21 protein-coding genes are annotated in these 22,253 nt (G+C 53.8%); 13 read left to right on the top strand and 8 right to left on the bottom strand.

Going from position 1 to position 22,253, the window contains the following annotated elements; all coding sequences use genetic code 11:
* Window positions 1–94 precede the first annotated feature (94 nt).
* From OCH02_RS04010 to OCH02_RS04030, 5 genes are all read left to right on the top strand, one after another.
* The gene (locus tag OCH02_RS04010) at window positions 95–652 is read left to right on the top strand and encodes a GNAT family N-acetyltransferase (RefSeq protein ID WP_261429982.1); all 558 of its coding nucleotides are present in this window, start codon (window positions 95–97) and stop codon (window positions 650–652) included.
* A gap of 147 nt (window positions 653–799) precedes the next feature.
* Window positions 800–1,489 carry an alpha/beta hydrolase gene (locus OCH02_RS04015; RefSeq protein WP_261429985.1) on the top strand — a complete coding sequence of 230 codons (690 nt, stop codon included), beginning with the start codon at window positions 800–802 and terminating at the stop codon, window positions 1,487–1,489.
* A gap of 157 nt (window positions 1,490–1,646) precedes the next feature.
* The gene (locus OCH02_RS04020) at window positions 1,647–2,207 is read left to right on the top strand and encodes a fasciclin domain-containing protein (RefSeq protein ID WP_261429987.1); all 561 of its coding nucleotides are present in this window, start codon (window positions 1,647–1,649) and stop codon (window positions 2,205–2,207) included.
* Between the two features lie 65 nt (window positions 2,208–2,272).
* Window positions 2,273–2,827: an RNA polymerase sigma factor gene (locus tag OCH02_RS04025; protein WP_261429988.1), complete on the top strand. Its 555-nt coding sequence runs from the start codon at window positions 2,273–2,275 to the stop codon at window positions 2,825–2,827.
* Complete coding sequence (locus OCH02_RS04030) at window positions 2,824–3,486, top strand: anti-sigma factor domain-containing protein (protein ID WP_261429990.1); 663 nt, start codon at window positions 2,824–2,826, stop codon at window positions 3,484–3,486. The genes OCH02_RS04025 and OCH02_RS04030 overlap by 4 nt, the downstream gene beginning before the upstream one ends.
* Before the next feature lie 715 nt (window positions 3,487–4,201).
* On the opposite strand, the gene OCH02_RS04035 is transcribed toward OCH02_RS04030, so the two are convergent.
* Together OCH02_RS04035 and yeaG are read right to left on the bottom strand one after the other, a co-directional pair.
* Window positions 4,202–5,470, bottom strand: coding sequence for a YeaH/YhbH family protein (locus OCH02_RS04035; protein ID WP_261429992.1), 1,269 nt, complete (start codon window positions 5,468–5,470; stop codon window positions 4,202–4,204).
* Between the two features lie 64 nt (window positions 5,471–5,534).
* Window positions 5,535–7,469, bottom strand: coding sequence for a protein kinase YeaG (gene yeaG, locus OCH02_RS04040; protein ID WP_012145456.1), 1,935 nt, complete (start codon window positions 7,467–7,469; stop codon window positions 5,535–5,537).
* Window positions 7,470–7,898: 429 nt separating this feature from the next.
* Here yeaG and OCH02_RS04045 point away from each other — a divergent pair, with 429 nt between their 5' ends.
* Entirely contained in the window at window positions 7,899–8,663 is a 765-nt protein-coding gene (locus OCH02_RS04045; RefSeq protein WP_261429995.1) for a MipA/OmpV family protein, read from the top strand.
* Window positions 8,664–8,778: 115 nt separating this feature from the next.
* Here OCH02_RS04045 and OCH02_RS04050 read toward each other — a convergent pair whose 3' ends face one another.
* Both OCH02_RS04050 and gapA read right to left on the bottom strand, forming a co-directional pair.
* Complete coding sequence (locus OCH02_RS04050) at window positions 8,779–9,654, bottom strand: D-hexose-6-phosphate mutarotase (protein WP_261429997.1); 876 nt, start codon at window positions 9,652–9,654, stop codon at window positions 8,779–8,781.
* Window positions 9,655–9,734: 80 nt separating this feature from the next.
* On the bottom strand, window positions 9,735–10,730 hold the full coding sequence (gene gapA, locus OCH02_RS04055; protein ID WP_012145453.1) for a glyceraldehyde-3-phosphate dehydrogenase: 996 nt from the start codon (window positions 10,728–10,730) through the stop codon (window positions 9,735–9,737).
* 348 nt (window positions 10,731–11,078) lie between these two features.
* On the opposite strand from gapA, the gene msrB reads away from it, so the two are divergent.
* On the top strand, window positions 11,079–11,492 hold the full coding sequence (msrB, locus tag OCH02_RS04060) for a peptide-methionine (R)-S-oxide reductase MsrB (RefSeq protein ID WP_153860191.1): 414 nt from the start codon (window positions 11,079–11,081) through the stop codon (window positions 11,490–11,492).
* Window positions 11,493–11,556: 64 nt separating this feature from the next.
* Window positions 11,557–11,829, top strand: coding sequence for a YeaC family protein (locus OCH02_RS04065; RefSeq protein WP_012145451.1), 273 nt, complete (start codon window positions 11,557–11,559; stop codon window positions 11,827–11,829).
* A gap of 39 nt (window positions 11,830–11,868) precedes the next feature.
* On the opposite strand, the gene OCH02_RS04070 is transcribed toward OCH02_RS04065, so the two are convergent.
* The 4 genes from OCH02_RS04070 to sppA form a co-directional block, all read right to left on the bottom strand.
* Window positions 11,869–13,149, bottom strand: a complete 1,281-nt coding sequence (locus OCH02_RS04070) for a glycoside hydrolase family 18 protein (protein ID WP_261429999.1) — start codon at window positions 13,147–13,149, stop codon at window positions 11,869–11,871.
* 230 nt (window positions 13,150–13,379) lie between these two features.
* On the bottom strand, window positions 13,380–14,012 hold the full coding sequence (pncA, locus tag OCH02_RS04075; RefSeq protein WP_261430001.1) for a bifunctional nicotinamidase/pyrazinamidase: 633 nt from the start codon (window positions 14,010–14,012) through the stop codon (window positions 13,380–13,382).
* A gap of 21 nt (window positions 14,013–14,033) precedes the next feature.
* Entirely contained in the window at window positions 14,034–15,050 is a 1,017-nt protein-coding gene (gene ansA / locus OCH02_RS04080) for an asparaginase (protein WP_012145448.1), read from the bottom strand.
* Between the two features lie 93 nt (window positions 15,051–15,143).
* A complete protein-coding gene (gene sppA, locus OCH02_RS04085) occupies window positions 15,144–17,000 on the bottom strand; it encodes a signal peptide peptidase SppA (RefSeq protein ID WP_012145447.1) in 1,857 nt (618 codons plus the stop codon).
* A 160-nt stretch (window positions 17,001–17,160) separates the two neighbouring features.
* On the opposite strand from sppA, the gene OCH02_RS04090 reads away from it, so the two are divergent.
* The 5 genes from OCH02_RS04090 to OCH02_RS04110 all read left to right on the top strand — a co-directional run bounded on the left by OCH02_RS04090 (window position 17,161) and on the right by OCH02_RS04110 (window position 22,246).
* Window positions 17,161–17,712 carry an NAD(P)H nitroreductase gene (locus OCH02_RS04090; protein ID WP_261430003.1) on the top strand — a complete coding sequence of 184 codons (552 nt, stop codon included), beginning with the start codon at window positions 17,161–17,163 and terminating at the stop codon, window positions 17,710–17,712.
* A gap of 157 nt (window positions 17,713–17,869) precedes the next feature.
* Complete coding sequence (gene selD / locus OCH02_RS04095) at window positions 17,870–18,913, top strand: selenide, water dikinase SelD (RefSeq protein WP_261430004.1); 1,044 nt, start codon at window positions 17,870–17,872, stop codon at window positions 18,911–18,913.
* Complete coding sequence (mnmH, locus tag OCH02_RS04100; protein ID WP_261430005.1) at window positions 18,913–20,031, top strand: tRNA 2-selenouridine(34) synthase MnmH; 1,119 nt, start codon at window positions 18,913–18,915, stop codon at window positions 20,029–20,031. Before selD ends, mnmH begins: the two co-directional genes overlap by 1 nt.
* Window positions 20,031–21,956 (top strand): DNA topoisomerase III, encoded by a 1,926-nt coding sequence (locus OCH02_RS04105; protein ID WP_167796653.1) that lies wholly within the window; start codon window positions 20,031–20,033, stop codon window positions 21,954–21,956. Before mnmH ends, OCH02_RS04105 begins: the two co-directional genes overlap by 1 nt.
* The gene (locus OCH02_RS04110; protein ID WP_261430006.1) at window positions 21,953–22,246 is read left to right on the top strand and encodes a YnjH family protein; all 294 of its coding nucleotides are present in this window, start codon (window positions 21,953–21,955) and stop codon (window positions 22,244–22,246) included. The genes OCH02_RS04105 and OCH02_RS04110 overlap by 4 nt, the downstream gene beginning before the upstream one ends.
* The last annotated feature ends 7 nt before the right edge of the window (window positions 22,247–22,253 follow it).

A 22,253-nucleotide genomic window follows, 5' to 3' on the forward strand; every position in this document is an offset into this window, starting at 1 on the left:
ATTTTAGATCGTAATGGGTAAAAATCCTAGTTTAAATGTGGTGATATGACCGTTCGTCGACCAAAATACAGCATTCGCATTGGAGGTTTGTCCCTTGGAAATCCCTGTTTTAAACAGCCGCCGGCTGGTATTGCGTCCGCTGCAGTCCGATGATGCCGAAGATATTCAGCGTATGTTTCCGCACTGGGAAATTGTGCGTCTGATGACCAGCCAAATTCCTTGGCCATATCCTGATGGCGCTGCACTTGAGTTTATAAATAATGTCGCGTTACCGGCGATGGCTGCGGGTAACGGGTGGTTTTGGTCTATCCGACGTTTGGAGGATCAACGACATTTGATAGGTGTGATTAACCTTAGCCTGAGTGGCAACAGCAATCGCGGTTTTTGGTTAGCACAGCAATGGCAACGTCAGGGATTGATGACTGAAGCCAGTCAAAGCGTTACGGATTTTTGGTTCAATGTGTTGGGGCAGGAGGTATTGAGGGTACCCAAGGCAAAAGACAATCTGGCATCACGCCGTATTTCTGAGCAAAACGGGATGCGCGTGATCGCCACTCAAGAAAATGACTATATCGGTGGACGCATGCTGACGGAAATCTGGCAGATCACCCGGGCCGAATGGAACGCCAGAAGGGATATGACGAAGGGTTAACTATTCGTAGCTATTGCTGAAAACCGCGGCAGTGAACTATATACAACAGGGCATATAAGGCGTTTTGGCTTGGTGCAGATGGCGCTTGGCCATGTTGATTATCGGGTCTGTCGTAACGCCTCCACGTGGTTAAAGAGGGAATTTGTAATGAATGCAAAACCTACGGTAGTCCTGGTTCATGGATTTTGGGGCGGTGCAGCGCACTGGAGTAAAGTCATTACCGAATTGTCGCATAAAGGTTATCACTCGATTCGCGCCGTAGAGATGCCGCTGACATCGCTGGCCGATGATGCAGAGCGCACGCGCAAGATGGTGGCACAGCAAGAAGGCCCAGTGCTATTGGTCGGGCACTCTTATGGCGGCGCGGTAATCAGCGAAATGGGCAACTTGCCTAACGTGGTCGGGCTGGTGTTTATCGCGGCCTTTGCACCAGATGCAGGGGAAAGCCCTGGCGGTATTACCCAGCAACATCCTCCGATTGCGGCGGCGAACCTGGCACCGGACAGTGATGGCTATTTATGGATTAAAGCCGATAAATTTCACGAAAGCTTCTGTCAGGATCTTTCCGCCGATGCAGCACTGGTAATGGCGGTAACGCAGAAGGCACCGCTGGCCAGCACCTTCGGCAACGTAGTCACCGAACCGGCCTGGAAACACAAACCTTCCTGGTATCAAATTTCCAGCAACGACCGAATGATTGCACCGGAAAATCAAAAGCATATGTCGGCACGCTTGAAAGCTAAGAAAGTCATTACGCTGGATGCCAGCCATGCCTCGCTGGCTTCTCATCCGCGAGAAGTCGCTACGCTGATTGACGATGCGGCTAACGCCTCGTAAGTCTGTCTGGCTCAGACCCCGCAAAAGCGGGGTTTTTTTATGCCCTGAGAAAGTTTTTTTAAATTATTTGTTCTGCACTGCATCCAAAAACATCTCCTCGTACGTATATCCGAATGTGAGGCAAAACTTTACCTCTCTTACCTTCGAGGAATTGGTCATGAAAAAGCTCATTACTGGCGTTATATGTGCATCGGTACTGTTTAGCGGCGTGTCAGCCGCTGCCATGATGTCTGAGCAAGTCATGGTGGGGGGGGGCGCCATGTACCCAAGTAAAAATATTGTCGAAAATGCCGTTAATTCTAAAGATCACTCTACTCTGGTGGCTGCGGTCAAGGCGGCGGGGCTGGTGGATACCCTACAAGGCAAGGGGCCGTTTACCGTCTTTGCGCCGACCAACGCGGCCTTTGCCAAATTACCGGCCGGCACCGTAGACAGCTTGTTGAAACCTGAAAATAAGGCTTTGTTGACCAGCGTGCTGACCTATCACGTGGTAGCTGGCAGATATGATATGAAGCAGTTGGAAAAGAAAATCCATGACGGCAAGGGTTCAGCTGAATTGAAAACGGTGAACGGACAGCCTTTGTGGATCATGAGTAACGGGCCACATAATATTCAGCTTAAAGACGGAAAGGGCAATATTGCCAATATAAGCACCTACGATGTATTCCAAAAAAATGGGGTGATTGATGTTATTGATACCGTCCTGATGCCTAAATAAATTAGGGCTATACTTGTTGCGGGTGTTCTGAGTGTCAGTCACCCGCGGTTTAATCAGGATGGGACATGACAGCACCCTTGCCAGAAGATGATGTGGCGATGATGAAGGCCGTTGGGCGTGGCGATCGCCAGGCGTTTGAACAGCTTTATCGCCAAACGTCACCGCGTTTGTATGCGGTTGCCATGCGCATACTCCGTAGGCCATCCTGGGCGGAAGAAGTGTTGCATGAGAGCTTTATCAGCGTATGGAACCGGGCAGCCAGCTACGATCCACAGCTCAGTTCCCCTCTGACCTGGTTGACCCACATTGTGCGCAACCGCGCCATTGACTGGCTACGCGGCGCTGGCGGTAGGGCGGCAGAACGCGAGGATGAGTGGGGGGATCTTGACGGCGCCAGCCTCATTGAACCGGTTGAAGAGTTACAGCGCGCGCAAGAGGGACAAAAGCTGACGGCGTGTTTAGAAAATTTGCCCGTCGATCAACGGCAAAGCATTGTGCTGGCTTACTATCAGGGTATGTCGCATGGCGAAGTTTCCATTTATCTGCAACAACCGCTTGGCACGGTTAAAAGCTGGATCCGCCGAGCTCTCGATCATCTAAAAGACTGCGTGGGATTATGAAAAACCGGGGGGAGTACGACTCAGCCCTGGCCGCGGAGTATGCACTAGGCACGCTGCGTGGCCCGGCGAGATTCAGGCTGGAACAGCGAATCCGTCATGAACCGGAGCTGGCCGCTATGGTGGCCCGATGGCAGGAGTTGTTGTCTCCTCTGGACAGTGCGTTGATGCCAATAACACCGCCTGAACGGGTGTGGAAAAAAATTCTGCTCAACCTGCCACCCGTATCCCACCAACGCCGCTGGCGTTGGGATTATCTCGGCTGGGCACTGGCAGCCGGTTTAGCTGCTGTAATATTGGTGCCACGTTTTATCACATCGCCGCAGGAGTTTAGCCCGGCGGTGGTGCTCACCAGCAGCCAAACCGGCAGCGGGCAGTGGATTGTGAGCCTGGACAAAACGGTAAGCCATCTGCAACTAACACCGGTTAATCCGCCGCCAATCGCTGTGGCAAACAGTTTGCAGCTCTGGGCAATACCTGCCGGTGGGAAGCCGGTGTCATTGGGGGTGATTGCGCCCCAACAGGTCACCAGATTGCCACTGGAGCAGATCCAGTTGTCCAGCGGTATGACCATCGCCATCAGCCTGGAACCGGCTGGCGGCTCGCCAACCGGGCAACCGACAGGGCCGGTGCTGTATAGCGGGCTGTTAGCTTCATTGTAAATTCATACCGGGTGATTATGGTTTACAAAAAAATCCCGCACAGCGGCGGGATTAAGGGATGATAGCGACAAACTGGATGTTGTTGTGATTATGCGGTGTTGTGTGTTTCCAGACCCCGACAGTAGCGCACCTGGATTTCGACGACAAGACGAAAAACTGCAATAGCGCAGGTATCAGAATATCCTCATAAGAATCTGAAATTGTTTACTAAATGGGTAACTCAATGGAAGGGGCATAGCCTGATAGCGATTATTGAACCACTTCCTTGTGGAGAGGCGTCCTAGCGTCGTTTCCGCTTGGTGTTGAAAGTAGTTCCCCTTCTTTGCCGCAAATACATGACAAAGGAAAATACGACAACTGCGATCAAAACGACGATGATTGCAAAGGGAAGGTATTCCATAGCACTCACCTGAGATGGCAATTCGGCACCCCATTAAATAGGACTTTTCCTAATTCATGCAATGAGCATTGCGTCAGGAAAGCGTAATTAGGAATTACCTTAGCTGTTGTCCCCTGGATCTGTGCAGGAGAAAAAACCTTTAAACGAACAGTAACTTACAGTTTTATCTAAGAGGCAGGGAAGGTGGGAAGTTGATTTGATTGACCGGGGCGTTAGGTAAACCTGAATTAAAACTTTCCTGTGGCAGTTTTCATTATTTTTGCAAAAGAAAACGGCCGATTAGTCTGATTAACCGGCCGTTGATAAAGATGTTAATTATGCGGTCTGCTTGTGGAAAAGCTCGCGGAACACCGGATAGATATCGTCCGGCTCGCGGATATGTTGCATGGCAAAATTATCGAATTTCGCCTGCAGGTCTTCATACTCACGCCACAGTGTTTGATGGGCACGGCGGGTGATTTCAATGTAGCTATAGTAACGCACCATCGGCAGCAGCTTCTTCGCCAGTAGTTCGTGACACAGCGGCGAGTCATCGGCCCAGTTGTCGCCATCCGATGCCTGTGCGGCATAGATATTCCATTGCGCCGGGTCGTAACGTTCTTCAACCACTTCATTCATCAGTTTCAGTGCGCTGGAAACTATGGTGCCGCCCGTTTCCTGTGAGTAGAAGAACTCCTGTTCGTCCACTTCCTTCGCCTGGGTATGGTGACGGATGTACACCACGTCGACGTTTTTATAGGTCCTGCTCAGGAACAGATAGAGCAGAATATAGAAACGTTTGGCCATGTCTTTGGTGGCCTGGTCCATCGAGCCAGAAACGTCCATCAGGCAGAACATCACCGCCTGGCTGGAGGGTTCGGGCCGCCGCTCATAGTTCTTGTAACGTAAATCGAAGGTGTCGATAAAGGGCACACTTTCGATTTTTTTGCGCAACTCGGCAATTTCCTTCCGCAGCCGCTCCTCTTCCAGCAGTTGCACCGGTTCGGTGTTTTCCATCTGGGTGAGTTCGTCTTCCAACTCATGCAAGGCGCGCCGTTTACCGGCGGTCATGGCGGTTCGTCTCGCCAGTGAATTTTGCAACGAACGCACTACGCTAATGTTAGCCGGCACGCCGTTGGCGGTGTAACCGGCCCTATGGGTTTTGTACTCGGTGAGCTGCTTGTACTGATTCTTTTTCAGGTTTGGCAGCGCCAGATCCTCAAACAGCAGGTCGAGGTATTCATCCTTGGAGATCTGGAAGACGAATTCGTCCTCGCCTTCGCCGTCCTGGCTGGCGTTACCCTGGCCGCCACCACCGCCGCCGCCACCCTGTGGGCGCTCAACGCGGTCATTCTGGACAAAGTGGTCATTACCGGGATGAACGCGGTGGCGTGTGCCACCGCGACCCTGATGAAACATCGGCTCGTTGATATCGCCAGTGGGGATCGAGACTGACTCCCCGCTGTCTACGTCGGTGACCGAACGCTTGTTGATGGCTTCGGCAATCGACTGTTTGATTTGCGACTTGTAACGACGCAAGAAGCGCTGGCGGTTCACCATGCTCTTGTTTTTGCCGTTCAGCCGTCGGTCAATAAAATACGCCATACTTCCCCCAAACGACGTTGCCAACTTTCTACGCCATCTCCATGACGCTAATTCTCATTAGACGTTATGAAGACTTTCTGACCCGCAGATACCATTCACACAGCAGGCGAACCTGCTTGCGGGTGTAGCCTTTCTCCATCATGCGATCGACGAAGTCGTCGTGTTTCTTCTGCTCGTCCGTTGAGGTTTTAGCGTTAAACGAAATGACCGGCAGCAACTCTTCGGTGTTCGAGAACATTTTCTTCTCGATCACGGTACGCAGCTTCTCATAGCTGGTCCAGTTAGGGTTGCGGCCACTGTTATTGGCCCGCGCGCGCAGCACGAAGTTGACTATTTCGTTGCGGAAATCTTTCGGGTTGCTGATGCCGGCCGGCTTCTCGATTTTTTCCAGTTCGGCGTTCAGAGATTCGCGATCGAACAGTTGGCCGGTGTCCGGATCACGGTACTCTTGATCCTGGATCCAGAAATCTGCATAGGTCACGTAGCGGTCAAAAATGTTCTGGCCGTATTCCGAGTAAGACTCCAGATAAGCCGTTTGGATCTCTTTGCCGATAAACTCGGCGTATTTCGGGATCAGATAGCCTTTCAGGTGCTCCAGGTATTTCTCAGACTGATCCTGAGGGAATTGCTCACGCTCGATCTGCTGTTCCAGCACGTAGAACAGGTGTACCGGGTTAGCGGCGACCTCTGCATGATCGAAGTTGAACACCCGCGACAGAATTTTAAACGCGAAACGGGTAGACAGGCCGTTCATGCCCTCATCAACCCCGGCATAGTCACGGTATTCCTGATACGACTTGGCCTTAGGATCGGTGTCCTTGAGGCTTTCACCATCATAGACGCGCATTTTCGAGTAAATGCTCGAGTTTTCCGGCTCTTTCATGCGCGAGAGCACGGTAAAGCGAGCCAGCGTTTCCAGCGTGCCAGGAGCACATGGCGCATGGGTCAGTTCACTGTGATCCAGCAGCTTGTCGTAGATTTTGATCTCTTCCGACACCCGCAGGCAGTAAGGCACCTTGACGATGTAAACACGGTCGAGGAAGGCCTCGTTGTTTTTGTTGTTACGGAAGGTCACCCATTCTGATTCGTTGGAGTGAGCCAGGATAATACCGCTGAACGGCAGGGCGGAAATCCCCTCGGTCCCGTTGTAGTTACCTTCCTGGGTGGCGGTCAGCAGAGGGTGCAGCACCTTGATCGGCGCTTTAAACATCTCTACGAACTCCATGATCCCCTGGTTGGCGCGGCACAGGGCACCGGAATAACCATAGGCATCCGGATCGTTTTGCGCGTGATTCTCCAGCTTGCGGATATCGACCTTACCGACCAGCGCAGAGATATCCTGGTTGTTCTCATCGCCCGGTTCGGTTTTGGCGATGGCAATCTGTTCCAGAATAGAAGGGCGTACTTTGACGACTTTGAATTTGGTGATGTCGCCGCCAAACTCATGCAGGCGCTTGGCCGCCCACGGCGACATGATGGTGCCGAGGTAGCGATTCGGGATGTTATATTCTTTTTCCAGAATATTGGCATCCTCCTGCGGGTTGAACAGGCACAGCGGGTGGTCGTTAACCGGGCTGCGTTCACCGTTGGCGCTCAGGGTGTAAATCGGCACCAGCTGCATCAGCGCTTTCAGGCGTTCTGCCAGCGATGATTTACCGCCGCCCACCGGCCCCAACAGGTAAAGGATTTGTTTCTTCTCTTCGAGGCCCTGGGCGGCGTGTTTCAGGTAGGAGACTATCTGCTCGATAGCTTCCTCCATGCCATAGAACTCTTCGAATGCCGGATAGCGTGCGATCACGCGGTTGGAGAACAGGCGAGACATGCGCGACTCAAGCGCAGTGTCGACCATTACTGGTTCACCGATAGCCATCAGCAGACGTTCGGCCGCATTGGCATATGCACTGCGATCTTGCCGGCAAATGGTAAGAAAGTCCTGCAGTGTGAACTCTTCGTCCTTGGCAGCTTCGTAGCGCTGGCGATAGTGGTCAAATATGTTCATGGCGATGCCCGTCCTTTCGTTATTAGCACAGGTTAAAGGGAGCTGGTGATAGTGTTTTGGCTCCCGAAAGAAGAAGTTATCCCTGAGTACAGCAACTCGTATGCCAACTTGGTGCGCTTATTATCGCGAGTTGCGCTGTATTGCCACTGGCTCAGGATTTATTCACCTTCTGATTTAAGCTTAGTTTGCATACCAGAAAATTTCCTGCGTGGTAAAAAGCTTTTTTTAAGTCATATCAATGACTCAGTTATTACAGGGATAGCCAAATGCCTTGTCTGGCGCGGCCTGCGGCAAAAAACGTCATGGTTCTGCCATGATTAATTCATATTTAGGTTCTAAGTTATTCGATCTTGGTCGTTTTCTATTGTAAAGATTCAGCGCGTCACGAAATTCTCACATAAACTAAGCACGCTATTAACTCTGTTATTTATGGAAAAAGAACCAGTGAAGATTTTTAAACTCAAAACGCTAGCAATTATCGCTTCCGCAATGGTTTGTGCGCAAAGTGCTCAGGCAGGAACTTGGTCACTCGGCGCTTCCGCGCTGGTTAGCCCGGACCCGTATCGTGGTTATCAGGACCGCGTGTATCCGGTACCCGTCATTAACTATGAAGGTGACGACTTCTACTTCCGTACGCTGACCGCCGGTTATTACCTGTGGAAAGATCAGCAAAACCAACTGAGTCTGATGGGCTACTTTTCACCGCTGGGCTATCGTCCGGGTGACAGCGACGATGACCGCATGAAGCAGTTGAACAAGCGTCGCGGTACGCTGATGGCCGGTCTGGCCTATTCGCATTTTGCCGAGTGGGGGATTCTGCGCACCACCTTTACCGGTGACACGCTGAACTACAGCAACGGTATGGTGGGGGATTTAGCCTATCTGTACAAATTTGATCTGGGCGATGTCACCCTGGTACCTGGTGTGGGCGTGGCGTGGAGCAGCAAGAACCAGAACAAATACTACTACGGTATTAGCGAAAATGAATCTCGCCGTAGCGGTCTGGACAGTTACACGCCAAGTGATAGCTGGGCGCCGTACGTTGAGCTGAGTGCCAACTATAAGATCAACAAAGACTGGGATGCCTTCTTTGTTGGGCGTTATGTCCAACTGTCCGATGAAGTTAAAGACAGCCCAATGGTGGATAAATCTTACACCGGACTGTTAATGACAGGCGTGAAATACAGCTTCTAATCGAAGCCTGCACTAATGTTGTGCAATGTATGCATCATAAAGGGGCGCTAGCGCCCCTTTCGCACATCTGTAGTGCGCTGTTACTGGGCGGCAGTGTTCACCGCCCTCAACGGGATCAGGCGTTGTTGCGAATGCGGAAGGTCACTGCCAGCCGGGCCGGTTGTTCACCGGCTGCCACCAGGGGTTTACTGACGCGGCCGGTTTCTACGCAAACCATGGTTTTATAACCGTCATTTGGCATATCTGCCATGCTGCAAGAAAGCTCCACGCCGGGGTTCCAGGCAATCACATCACTCATGTGATGGTGATGAACCTCAATGGTGCGCTGTAGTGATGCATCCTTTATCAGGCTGAAGGCGTCCGGTTGGGTATAAACCCGGTCGGTCTGACCGACAAAGGTCACGTCACCGACCTGACGAGCCTGTGCGCCGGCGGCCACTTTATCAATGTAAGGTTCGCCGAGACCGGCCACCTTGACCTGTGCAATATCACCAATCTGGAAGTAAGTATGCAGGGCTGCGGTCGCCTGATAGTCGCCGTGGGATTCCAGCTCTATTTCGCATTCCTCACCCAGTTTGAAACGGGCGATCAACGTAAAGGCATGTGGCCATAGGCTGCGGGTTTGCTCATTGTCTTTCAGCGTAAAGGTCAGAATAACGCCGTTGTCGTCTTCATCATGCGCCGTCAGAGTCCACGGCTGATTACGCGCGAAACCGTGCGAAGGTTTTGCTACCGGGCCAAACCAGGGCCAGCAGATAGGCACGCCACCACGGATGGCATTGCCCTTTTTAAAGGGGGTGTTGTTGCTTAGCCAAACAACCGGTTTTTCACCGCTAGGTTGCCAGGCCAACAGATGCGCGCCCTGAAGTGAAATAGCTGCGCGTACTTTCGGATGGGAAACCACTACGACGGGCAGTTCATCGAGCTGGCGTTGACTGATAAAAGGGGAAATTTGTTCGGTAACGGGTAGGGTGAAAATCTTTTCGTTCATCGGGTTGCCTTTTGTTCGCCGTAGAAACAAAAAAAGGGCGACAAAAATGTCACCCTCATCATCAGCTTAACATCAATCCATTATTTGGAGATGTGAGCGATCAGATCCAGAACCTTGTTGGAATAGCCAGTTTCGTTGTCGTACCAGGAAACCAGTTTCACGAAGGTGTCGCTCAGAGCGATACCAGCTTTGGCATCGAATACGGAAGTCAGAGTTTCGCCGTTGAAATCGGTAGAAACCACTTCGTCTTCGGTGTAGCCCAACACGCCTTTCAGCTCGCCTTCAGAAGCGGCTTTGATAGCAGCACAGATTTCTTTGTAAGAAGCTGGTTTTGCCAGGCGAGCAGTCAGGTCAACCACAGACACGTTCGGAGTTGGAACGCGGAACGCCATACCGGTCAGTTTGCCGTTCAGTTCTGGGATAACTTTACCTACTGCTTTCGCCGCACCGGTAGAAGAAGGGATGATGTTCTGGGATGCGCCGCGGCCGCCGCGCCAGTCTTTGTGAGACGGGCCATCAACAGTTTTCTGAGTTGCGGTAGTTGCATGCACAGTGGTCATCAGAGCTTCAACGATACCAAACTTGTCGTTGATAACTTTAGCCAGTGGTGCCAGGCAGTTGGTGGTACAAGACGCGTTAGAAACGATTTCCTGACCAGCGTAAGATTTGTGGTTAACACCCATAACGAACATTGGGGTGTCGTCTTTGGATGGGCCAGTCAGAACAACTTTCTTAGCGCCTGCAGCGATGTGTTTACGTGCAGTTTCGTCAGTCAGGAACAGGCCAGTTGCTTCAGCAACGACGTCAACGTTGACTTCGTTCCACTTCAGGTTAGCCGGATCTCTTTCTGAGGTACAACGGATGGTTTTGCCGTTAACAACCAGGTGGCCGTCTTTAACTTCTACAGTGCCGTTGAAGCGGCCGTGAGTAGAGTCATATTTCAGCATGTAAGCCATGTACTCTGCGTCTAACAGGTCGTTGATTGCAACGATTTCAATGTCAGAACGTTCTTGAGCAGCACGAAAAACAATGCGACCGATACGGCCAAAACCGTTGATACCTACTTTGATAGTCATATATTCCACCAGCTATTTGTTAGTGAATAAAAGGTTGCCTGTAAAATTACAAAAACCTTACCAAGCGTCAAGCGGAATCGTGTCAATCCTTGCTGCAAATCAAACCTGGAAGCCGGGTTTGAGTGCTTATTGCACATTCCGTTTGCGTTCGGCCTCATCCGTTATATGGGGTCAAACCGCTAAGTATAAAGTCAGCCCATGTAAGATATGTGATCGGCATCACAAATCATCATGGCGTGACCTTTATGGGCTACAGTTTAGGCCAAAAAGCGCTGCAGTGTTGTTAATTTTTTGTTATTATTACTCATTGTTTTCGTTGACATTATCCACATTCAGAGAAACGCACAAATGGCTAAAGAGACAACCCCTGACCATCCGGCCACGGAACTGAATGAAATCCAACGTTATGTGACTCAGGAACGTGGTACCGAAGCGCCGTATTCCGGCAAATTGCTGCACAACAAACGCGAGGGCGTGTACCATTGTCTGTGTTGCAACCATCCGCTGTTTTACTCCGACAGCAAGTATGACTCTGGCTGCGGCTGGCCGAGTTTCTATCAGCCGGTTTCCGACGATGCTATTCGTTATCTTGATGATAATACGCATAATATGCATCGCGTTGAGATCCGCTGTGGGCATTGCGACGCCCACCTGGGGCATGTCTTCCCCGATGGGCCACAGCCCACCGGCGAGCGTTTTTGCGTTAACTCGGCGTCGTTGAGCTTTACCGACGGTGAGAATGGCGAAAAAACAGCCGGCTGACGGATTATTCAGTGAGAAAAATCGATTCAGCTAATTATTCTTCCACGAGTGAGGAAATGCTCTGATGGACGTAAAAGATCTGATTGCCGCCATGACGCCGGAAATCTATCAGCGGCTGGTACTGGCCGTGGAGTTGGGCAAATGGCCGGACGGTGTGGCGCTGACGCCGGAACAGAAAGAAAACAGTCTGCAAGCGGTGATGCTGTGGCAGTCATTACACAACGCTGACCCGCAGCATATGAGTATTGGCACTGACGGGCAGATAGTGATGAAGAGTAAGCAGGAGCTGAAACAGCAGTTCATTGCTGAACCGCTGGTCAAGTTAAAGCCACAGTAAATCAAACTGCGCTGGGCGATGCTTGCATCGCCCGTTGAATTACCGTTTCCCGCTGTTAATCCCCAGTGATTCCGCCAGTTGATGCGCCAAGCGGTTATTGTCGTCTGCGCCATATTCCCAGAACATCGCGCCGCCCAATCCCTTGCTTTTGATGTAGTCAGCCTTGAGTTCAACCGAGCGTGGGTTCTCGTAGGAAATAGCGAACAGCGGCTTGCCCTCGGCGGATTTCATCGTCAGGTAAGGTACCTGGGCGTCACTGTCCCAATGGGCGGTGAAGCGCCGTTGTGGATCGTTTAGCAGCTTGTTGACGATATCGTTGTATTTGAAATAGCTGTCCTTGGTCAGATCCAGCCCCATAGCCTTGAACACGGCAGTTTCGCGTGCGGTGAAGTAGGGCTGGGTGACCGGGTTTTTGGCCGCGTCTGCTTTGTCCCAATCGATGCCCGGCTCGGTAGCCCGTTTTGGCACCCGTCCATAGAAACCAATCCCCAGGTTTAACTGAGCGGGCTTTAACCCGGCGGCCAGATAGTTATCCACCACAAAATTGGCGCTGTAACGATCGGCGGCGGCGACGGTTGGCCATTGTTTGGAGTCATACAGGTTGGAATTGAAGTATTGGGTGCCGTACGCCATGTCGTAAGTCATCAGGTTGATGTAATCGAGGTAGGGCGCAATACCTTTAACATCGACCCATTCCTGCGGGCTTTTCACGTTGGCCCCGACGGCGATGGTCAGCAACTTGCCTTTATCCAGCGCTTTATGCAGTTCCGCCAGTAACTGCGTGAAGTTGGCACGATCCGCCGGTTGGCTTTCGACCAGCCCCCAGGCACCGTTAACCGGGTATTCCCAGTCAAGATCGATGCCGTCCAAATGATATTGCTTGATGACCTGCTGCACCGAACGGATAAACACCGCCCGGCTTTCCGCCGTGGCGGCTGCGCCGGAGAATCCACGTGCGCCCCAGCCACCGACGGACAGCAAGACTTTCAGCTCCGGGTTCTGTTTACGCAGTACCGGCAACAGTTGTAAATCCGCCATCACCTTGGGTGACAGATAAATTTGGTGCAGGCGGGCCGGATCTTTTAGCGCCGGGTTGGTTTCCTGTTTCTCGTCGTTGTAGATCAGACCGAAAGAGTAATTGAGGTGGGTAATTTGTGTGACGTCGAGCTTGTTGATATCGCCGCCAGGGCCGGCGGTAACATCACCGCCGCCGTTGAAATAACCGACGGAAAGGTAAGAAGCGGCATGCGCCATGCCGGCACCAGCCATACCAAGCTGCACCGCTACCAGTAAAGGCAGCAGTTTACGGGTTAATACCATGACATCTCCTTTGGTCGGCAAGGCCGACCGAAACCGCCTGAGGCGGTAATATAAAGCCGGGCTCAATGGGCCCCGGATGCGTATAACTTACTGATGCCAATGCATCAGCGGTCATAACAGCAAAAGCGCTGCACGCGAACAAGATGTAATCACAGGAGAATGGTCGGAATGTGAGCGATGTCGAGGTTTGGGCCTGGGGAGGGAAAGGGCGCAAAAAGCGCCCAATAGTATCAGTGAGCGATAAATTGTGACAGGGTAACGAGTTTCGCCCCGGCCTGTTGCATCACCCGGAGGGCTTCCTGACTGTCGCCGGGCTGCAAATCAACCCCGCGGCAGCCGTCGGTAATCACCGTCGTTCTGTAGCCCAGTTCCAGCGCATCCAGCACGCTGAATTTTACGCAGTAGTCGGTCGCTAACCCCATAATCGCCAGATGGCTAACGTTCTGTGCTTTCAACCAGCTGTCCAACTCGGTGTGCGAGCGGTGACCGTTGTCGAAGAAGGCACTGTAGCTGTCGATAGCCGTATTTTGCCCTTTGCGGAACACCGCGATAATCTCCCGTTGGTGCAATTGCGGATGAAACTCAGCACCCTGGCTTTCCTGTACACAGTGCACCGGCCACCAAACCTGTGGCAAGCCCTCAAGTTCACCCAGGGTGCCCACCGGTGCGTTGGCGTTTACCGCAAAGCTGCGGTGATTGGCGGGGTGCCAGTCCTGGCAGGCAACCACCGGTTCACCGCGTGCGCGGCAGGCGGCGATGGCCTGATTGGCAACGCTAATGACGGCATCACCGTCGGTTACCGCCAATGCGCCGCCGGGGCAAAAGTCGTTTTGCAAATCGATAAGCAACAGCGCTGTTTTCATTGCGACTCCGTGGTGTATGGGTTAACCGCTAATGCTGAGTTCGCCACGCAGATCCAGTTGCATCTGGCTGCGGATTTGTTCCGGCGTCAGAGGTTGGCTCAGCAGGTAATGCAGCTTGGTCAATGCGGCCTCGACCGTCATGTCAAATCCACTGATGACGCCGGCATGGGCCAGCGCATTACCGGTGGCGTAGCCTTCCATATTGACCCGCCCGGAGATGCATTGCGTCAGGTTAACCACCACAATGCCGCGTTCAGAGGCATCGCGCAATTCATCCACCAGCTCTGCTTTTTGCGGGGCGTTGCCTACACCGTAAGAGCGCAGGATCAAGGCTTTCACCGGCTGTAGCAGGAAATTGCGCACTACCGCGCCGGAAATACCTGGGTAAATTGTCACCACGCCGATCGGCTGCGGCGTAATGTCATGCACCTTGAGTTCGCCATTGCAGACCGGGCTGTCGATGCCGTTCTGGCGACGAATATGAATACCGGCCTCCAGCAGCGGCGGCAGATTAGGTGAGGCAAAAGCGTCGAAACCGTCAGCATGCGCCTTGGTGGTACGGTTGCCACGGAACAGCTTGTTATTGAAGAACAGGCTGACTTCATTCACCGGATGGTTCGCCGCCAGATAAAGCGCGTTCAACAGGTTGGTCTGGCCATCAGAACGCAGTTCCGCCAGTGGGATCTGAGAACCGGTGACGATCACCGGCTTGGCCAGGTTTTCCAGCATGAACGACAGCGCCGAGGCGGTGAACGCCATAGTGTCGGTACCGTGCAGGATCACGAAGCCGTCATAGCGGTCATAATTGAGTTTGATATCGTCGGCGATATGCTGCCAGTCTTCCGGGGTCATGTCGGAGGAGTCGATCAGTGGCGCATATTCATGGATGGTGAAGTCCGGCATTTCCGGCCGGTGGAATTCCGGCATCAGGGCCAGTTGCCGCTGCAGGTGGCCGGAGACTGGAATATAGCCGTGCTCAGAACGCTGCATGCCGATGGTCCCGCCAGTGTAGGCGACGTAAATCGATTTCTTTTGCATAGTGATTGTTTTAACAGAAATAAGATGGGCTGAATTATAGGGGGATAAACGCAGAAAAAAAGCCCGGCGGGTGCCGGGCTGAGGATTAATTTGTTAGCGGACTTCTCCGCAGGTCAAACAGATGGCATAGCGGTTCTGCGGATCGTTCAGGTTATTGAACAAACCCGGTTGCTCTTTGACCGCCATGGCCACTGATGCCAAGGGCGCAGGCAGCATTGACTGGATGGCTGCCGGCAGCATGGCGTGAATGGAAACGCCAAATTGACTGAGAACCATATCCGTCAGGCTTGGCGTATCGACAAACCAGTTAAGCTGCCACTGTTTCAATTGCGCCAGTTCGGCGGCTTTCTTCACCGCGTCGTCGAAGTCACCCAACTGATCGACCAGACCATTGGTCTTGGCATCGCTGCCCAGCCACACGTGACCCTGAGCAATCTGATCAACCTGCTGTGGTGTCATTTTGCGCGACTTGGCAACCAGGTCGATAAAGTTTTGATAACCTTTCTCGATGTTCAACTGCATCATCTGCGAGAACTCAGGTGGCAGCGCCTTGGTGACCGCCAGATCCGCCAGCGGCGAGGTTGCCACGCCGTCGGTATGCACGCCGATGCTGTCCAGCGTCTGCTCGTAGGTGTTAATCACGCCAAAGATGCCAATGGAGCCGGTGAGGGTGCTTGGGCTGGCGATGATGTAGTCCGCCGGTGTAGAGACCCAATAGCCGCCCGAGGCTGCCATGCCCCCCATGGAAACCACCACAGGTTTGCCGGCGGCACGTACCGCAGCCAACTCGGAGCGAATCACTTCCGAGGCACTGACGCTGCCCCCCGGGCTGTTGACCCGGAAGATAACTGCCTTGATAGCCGGATCCAGTCGCGCCTGACGCAGTTCTGCGGCGGTGGTATCCCCGCCAACGGTGCCTGGTGTTTGCGGGCCGTCCATAATCGCGCCGTTAGCGAAGATCACGGCGATTTTACCGCCTTGATCCGGCGTCGGTTTCGGCTGGTAGTCGTAGATACTGGTCGCGTTGAAATCATTGGCCTGCTTGTCCCAACCGAAAGTCTTGATCAGTTGGTTTTCGATGACGGTTCGCGACGCCAATTCATCGACCAGTTTGTTATCCAGCGCATATTTCGCCGTATCCCCCCCGGCAGCCTGCATGCCGCTCAGCACGCCTGCGGCCCCTGGGAACAGCTGTTGCGCCGTGATCTGGCGGTTAGCCGCCACGGTATCCAGGTAGTTCTGCCACAATCCGCCGATCCAGCGGCTATCTGCCTCACGGGCGGCCGGTGACATATCGTCACGGATCAAGGGTTCCACGGCGGATTTATAGGTACCGACGCGGAAGATGTTGGTGGTGACCTTGAGTTTTTCCAACAACGATTTGTAGTAAAGATTGTTGGTGGCAAAACCGTGCAGGTCGACCGCACCCTGTGGCGACAGGTAAACCTTGTTGGCGTAGCTGGCCAGATAATATTGTGTCTGGTTATAGCTGTCGCCAATGGCAAAGATCGGTTTGCCACTGTCCCGGAATTCACGCAGCGCTTTGCCGATGTACTGCAGCGAAGGCTGATCGGCACCGGCAAAGTCATTCAACTGCAATACCATGCCGGTAATGTTTTTGTCGTCTTTAGCCTTGCGGATGCTGTCAACCACGTCAAACAGGGAATTTTCCTGCAGGCGGTTGCTGGAAGCGCCCAACAGTTCACGACCCCATTGGCGAACCTTATTGTTCATCGACGGTTGATCGACCACCACGCCGCTCAGGTCCACCAGTAACGCACCGCGGGTAGGGACGGCAGGGGTGGTGGCACTCTGGAATGAAAGATAGATGCCAACCCCAACCAGGATCAACAACACCAGGAACAAATTGAGGATCAGTTCCCTGATAAAGTTCAGCAGACGCCATGTCCACCTGAAAACGCCGGCAATGATTTGCCACAATGTGCGCATGTGCTCTCCAGCAAGAGTCGAGAATGTTCCGCTATCCTAATGAGCGGCCAAAGAAATGTCAGCTTTAAATCGTGGGTCACAGAGGCTAATGCCGAGGCTGTCACTCGCCGTGTAGCTATGTTAACGTGATTTGAATGAAAATTGTTATCAGGAGTTTACGATGGATGCACTGGATCTTTTACTGAATCGCCGCTCTGCGTCACGCCTCGCGGCCCCTGCGCCGACGGGTGAGACGCGTCAGAATATCATCAACGCGGGCCTGCGAGCGCCCGATCATGGCGCCTTGCAGCCATGGCGTTTTGTGATGATCGAAAACCAGGGTCTGGAGCGTTTTAGCCAATTGTTACAAGCTGCTGCAAAGCAGGACGAAATGGATGAAGCCGCGCTAGAAAAGGCGACAAAAGCGCCATTCCGCGCCCCGCTGATCATCACCGTGGTGGCCCATTGCACCGAAGAAACCAAGGTGCCGCGCTGGGAACAGGTGGTTTCTGCCGGTTGTGCGGTCCAGGCGATGCAGATGGCTGCACTGGCGCAGGGCTTCAACGGTATCTGGCGCACCGGTGCCTGGACCGAGCATCCCCTGGTTCGTGAAGCCTTTGGCTGTCGCGAACAGGACGAAATTGTTGGTTTCTTGTATTTGGGTACCCCACAGTTAAAAGCCTCCACCAAAGTGATCGCCCCAGACAGCACGCCTTTCGTCAGCTATTTCTGATCCCACTGGCGGGATTGCGGCAAAAATGTGCTAAATCCCGCCATTCTGTGTTGTTTATGAGCAGGCCGTTCGGTTATCGGCAGCCCGCTCTTACCAATCCCGTCGGCAAGCGCTACCCTATGATATCTTGAATGCCGTTAACCGAAGGGAGTGGTATATGACATCGCCAGCGATCCGTTTAACCCAGTACAGCCATGGCGCAGGCTGCGGTTGTAAAATCTCACCGAAAGTTCTCGAAACTATTCTGCACAGCGAGCGGGAGAAATTTGTCGATCCGCGCTTGCTGGTAGGTAATGAAACCCGTGACGATGCGGCGGTGTATGACATCGGCAACGGCGTGGGCATTATCAGCACCACCGACTTCTTTATGCCGATCGTCGATAACCCGTTCGATTTCGGTCGCATCGCCGCCACCAATGCCATCAGCGACGTGTATGCCATGGGCGGTAAACCGATCATGGCGATTGCCATTCTGGGCTGGCCGATTGCCACGCTGCCGGCGGAAGTGGCGCAACAGGTGATCGACGGCGGGCGTTATGCCTGTCAGCAGGCGGGCATCGCCCTGGCGGGGGGCCATTCTATCGATGCGCCGGAACCTATTTTTGGCCTGGCAGTGACCGGCATCGTCAATACCGAGCGGGTGAAGAAAAACAGCGCGGCGCAGGCCGGAGCCAAACTGTACTTGACCAAGCCGTTGGGCATTGGCGTGCTGACCACCGCCGAGAAAAAAAGCAAGCTGTTGCCAGAGCATGAAGGCCTGGCGACCGAAGTGATGTGTCAACTGAACAAACCGGGCACGGATTTTGCCGAAGTCGCAGGCGTGACGGCGATGACCGATGTCACCGGCTTCGGTCTGCTGGGCCATCTGAGCGAGGTTTGCCAGGGTTCAGGATTACAGGCGACGGTATGGTTTGATCAGGTGCCTAAACTGCCTGACATCGAGCGTTATATTGCCGAAGGCTGCGTACCCGGCGGTACCGGGCGCAACTTTGACAGTTACGGCCATCTGGTCGGCGAGATGACCGACCTGCAGCGCCAATTGTTGTGCGATCCGCAGACCTCCGGCGGCTTGCTGCTGGCGGTACTGCCTGAGGCGGAGCAGCGGGTGCAGGCGATTGCCGAGCGCCACGGCATTCAACTCCAGGCTATCGGTGAACTGCATGCGGTCGTGCCGGGCAAGCCGTTGATTGAGGTTGTCTAGTGTCAGCCACCAGGGAACGGGAAGACAGCCAGGACTATCGCCGTATTTTTTTGCAGGATATCCCGCTGATTGACGTGCGTGCGCCGGTTGAGTTTCAGCAGGGGGCTTTCGCCAATGCCATCAATCTGCCGCTGATGAATGACGATGAACGGCAGGCGGTTGGCACCTGTTACAAACAGCAGGGGCAGCAGGCAGCGATTGCACTGGGCCACAGCCTGGTTAATGGCAGGCTTCGAGAGCAACGTACGGCTGCCTGGCTGGCGCAATGTGCTCAATGGCCGGAAGGCTATATTTACTGCTTCCGCGGCGGTTTGCGTTCGCAACTGGTGCAACAGTGGCTGCGTGAGGCCGGCGTTACCTATCCGCGTATCACCGGCGGTTACAAGGCCCTGCGTAATTTTTTGCTTACCGCGCTGGAGCAGTGCGCCGAACTGCCGATGGTGCTGATCGGCGGCAATACCGGCAGCGGTAAAACGCTGTTGGTCAATGCGTTGAGCGACGGCGTTGATCTGGAAGGTGCGGCGCACCACCGCGGGTCATCTTTTGGTCGAACGCTGGTGAGTCAAAGCGGCCAGATTGATTTTGAGAATCGTCTGGCTGTGTTATTGCTGAAAAAACAGCATGGTGGCTGCCGCCGCTGGGTGCTGGAAGATGAAGGGCGCATTATCGGCAGCAACAATCTGCCATTACCGATCTTCAACCGCATGCAGCAGGCACCGGTGGCGGTGATAGACGATCCTTTTGAGGTGCGTCTGGCACGGCTGCAACAAGAATATATCGATCGGATGCGTATTGAGTTTGAACAGGCCTACGGCGCGCAGCTTGGCTGGCAGAAGTACGATGAATATCTGCATCAGGGCCTGTTTGCCATTCGCCGGCGTCTGGGCCTGGAGCGTTTCCAACTGCTGACGCAACACCTGGAACGGGCACTGCAGTATCAGCAGGCCAGTGGAAATAGTGACGCGCATCAGCAGTGGCTGGTGCCGTTGTTGCAGCACTACTACGATCCGATGTATCACTACCAATTGGAAAAGAAATCCCAGCGGATTGTGTTCCGCGGGAATTATGCTGAAGTAAGAGAATTCCTGATGACGTACAGCCAGAATAACGGTGAATAATGCGACTGTTTATTGCCGAGAAACCGAGTTTGGCGCGCGCCATTGCCGACGTACTTCCCAAGCCGCATCGCCGCGGCGACGGGTTTATCGCCTGCGGTAACAATGATGTGGTGACCTGGTGTGTGGGGCACTTGTTAGAACAGGCGCAGCCGGATGCCTACGACAGCCGTTATGCGCGCTGGTCGCTGGCGGACTTGCCGATCATCCCTGAAAAGTGGCAGTTGCAGCCACGGCCTTCGGTCAGCAAACAGCTTAATGCCATCAAAAAGCTGCTGCACGAGGCCGATGAGGTGGTGCATGCCGGTGACCCGGACAGGGAGGGGCAATTGTTGGTGGACGAGGTGCTGGACTATCTGGCGCTATCGCCGGAAAAACGCCACAGCGTCCGTCGTTGCCTGATCAACGATCTCAACCCGCAGGCGGTGGAACGCGCTATCGAAAGGCTGCGTGACAATCGCGACTTTATCCCACTTTGTGTCTCCGCCCTGGCGCGCTCCCGCGCCGACTGGCTGTATGGCATCAACATGACCCGTGCCTACACCATTTTGGGGCGTAATGCCGGTTATGATGGCGTGTTGTCGGTGGGACGGGTGCAAACGCCGGTATTGGGGTTGGTAGTTAGACGTGACGAAGATATTGAAAACTTTGTCTCGAAGGACTTCTTCGAGGTTAAAGCGCACATCGTAACGCCCAAAGACGAGCGTTTTGTCGCCCTGTGGCAACCGAGTGACTCCTGTGAACCTTATCAGGACGAAGAAGGGCGCTTGCTGCACCGTTCGTTGGCAGAACACGTGCTCAAGCGCATCGAGGGCCAGCCGGCGCTGGTCACGTCTTATAATGATAAACGGGAATCAGATACCGCACCCTTGCCGTTTTCACTGTCAACCTTACAGATTGAGGCTTCCAAGCGTTTTAACCTGAGCGCGCAGCAGGTGCTGGACGTGTGCCAGCGGTTGTATGAAACCCATAAATTGATTACTTATCCGCGTTCCGACTGCCGCTACCTGCCGGAAGAGCACTTTGCCGGCCGGCATTCGGTGTTGAACGCGATCAGCGTTCATCAGCCGGATCTCTATCCGCAGCCGGTGATCGACAGCGATCGTCGTAACCGGTGCTGGGACGACAAGAAGGTGGATGCTCACCACGCCATTATTCCTACCGCCCGCGCCAGTAAAGTCAGCCTCAGCCAGGATGAACTGAATGTTTATGGCTTGGTTGCACGGCAGTACCTGATGCAGTTCTGCCCGGATGCCATGTTCCGCAAATGCGTGATTGAGCTGGATATTGCCGGCGGAAAATTTATCGCCAAGGCGCGTTTTCTTGCTGAGGCAGGATGGCGAACGCTGCTTGGCAGTAAAGAGCGTGATGAAGAAAATGAAGGCGCTCCGTTGCCGGTCGTGGCGAAGGATGACGAGCTACTTTGTGAACGTGGTGAGGTGGTTGAACGCCAGACCCAACCGCCACGTCCGTTTACCGATGCCAGCCTGCTTTCCGCCATGACCGGGATTGCACGTTTCGTTCAGGATAAAGCGCTAAAGAAAATCCTGCGAGCGACCGATGGTTTAGGGACCGAGGCCACGCGCGCGGGCATCATTGAGTTGCTGTTCAAGCGGGCGTTTTTGTATAAGAAAGGGCGCTATATCCACTCCAGTGAAACCGGCCGGGCGTTGATCCATTCGCTGCCGGATATTGCCGCCCGTCCTGATATGACCGCCAATTGGGAGGCCACGCTGACGCAAATCAGTGAGAAATCCTGCCGCTATCAGGACTTTATGCAACCTCTGGTAGGCACTTTGCAGGAACTGATCTACCAGGCCAAGCAGAGCCGGGCGAGTATGGCATTTCGCGGGTTACCGCCATCGCCTTCTGGCGGGGCGAAAAAACGCAAGAAAAGCGCCGGTAAGGCGCGGGAGAAAAGCGAATGAATCACGGCTTACTGTTGCTGGCCGGTAGCGCACTGCTGATTTGCTCCACGGCGATGGCCAACCGTGGCGATGTCGATGTGGTGGTGCCCGTGTCGCCGGAGATCTGGGGGGCGGCAAAAAACGCCGCGGCTCAACCCGCGGCACAACCTTGCAGTCGCTGCTGCATCTATCAGGATCAAAACTATTCTGAAGGGGCGGTACTCAAGGTGGAAGGGGAAGCGTTGCAGTGCGTACGCGACCCCAACGTGGTGGGGACTAATCCGTTAATCTGGGTGCGCCTGAAGAAGTGACGCTGTA

Source organism: Serratia quinivorans (assembly GCF_946227985.1).
Taxonomy (GTDB): Bacteria; Pseudomonadota; Gammaproteobacteria; order Enterobacterales; family Enterobacteriaceae; genus Serratia; species Serratia quinivorans_A.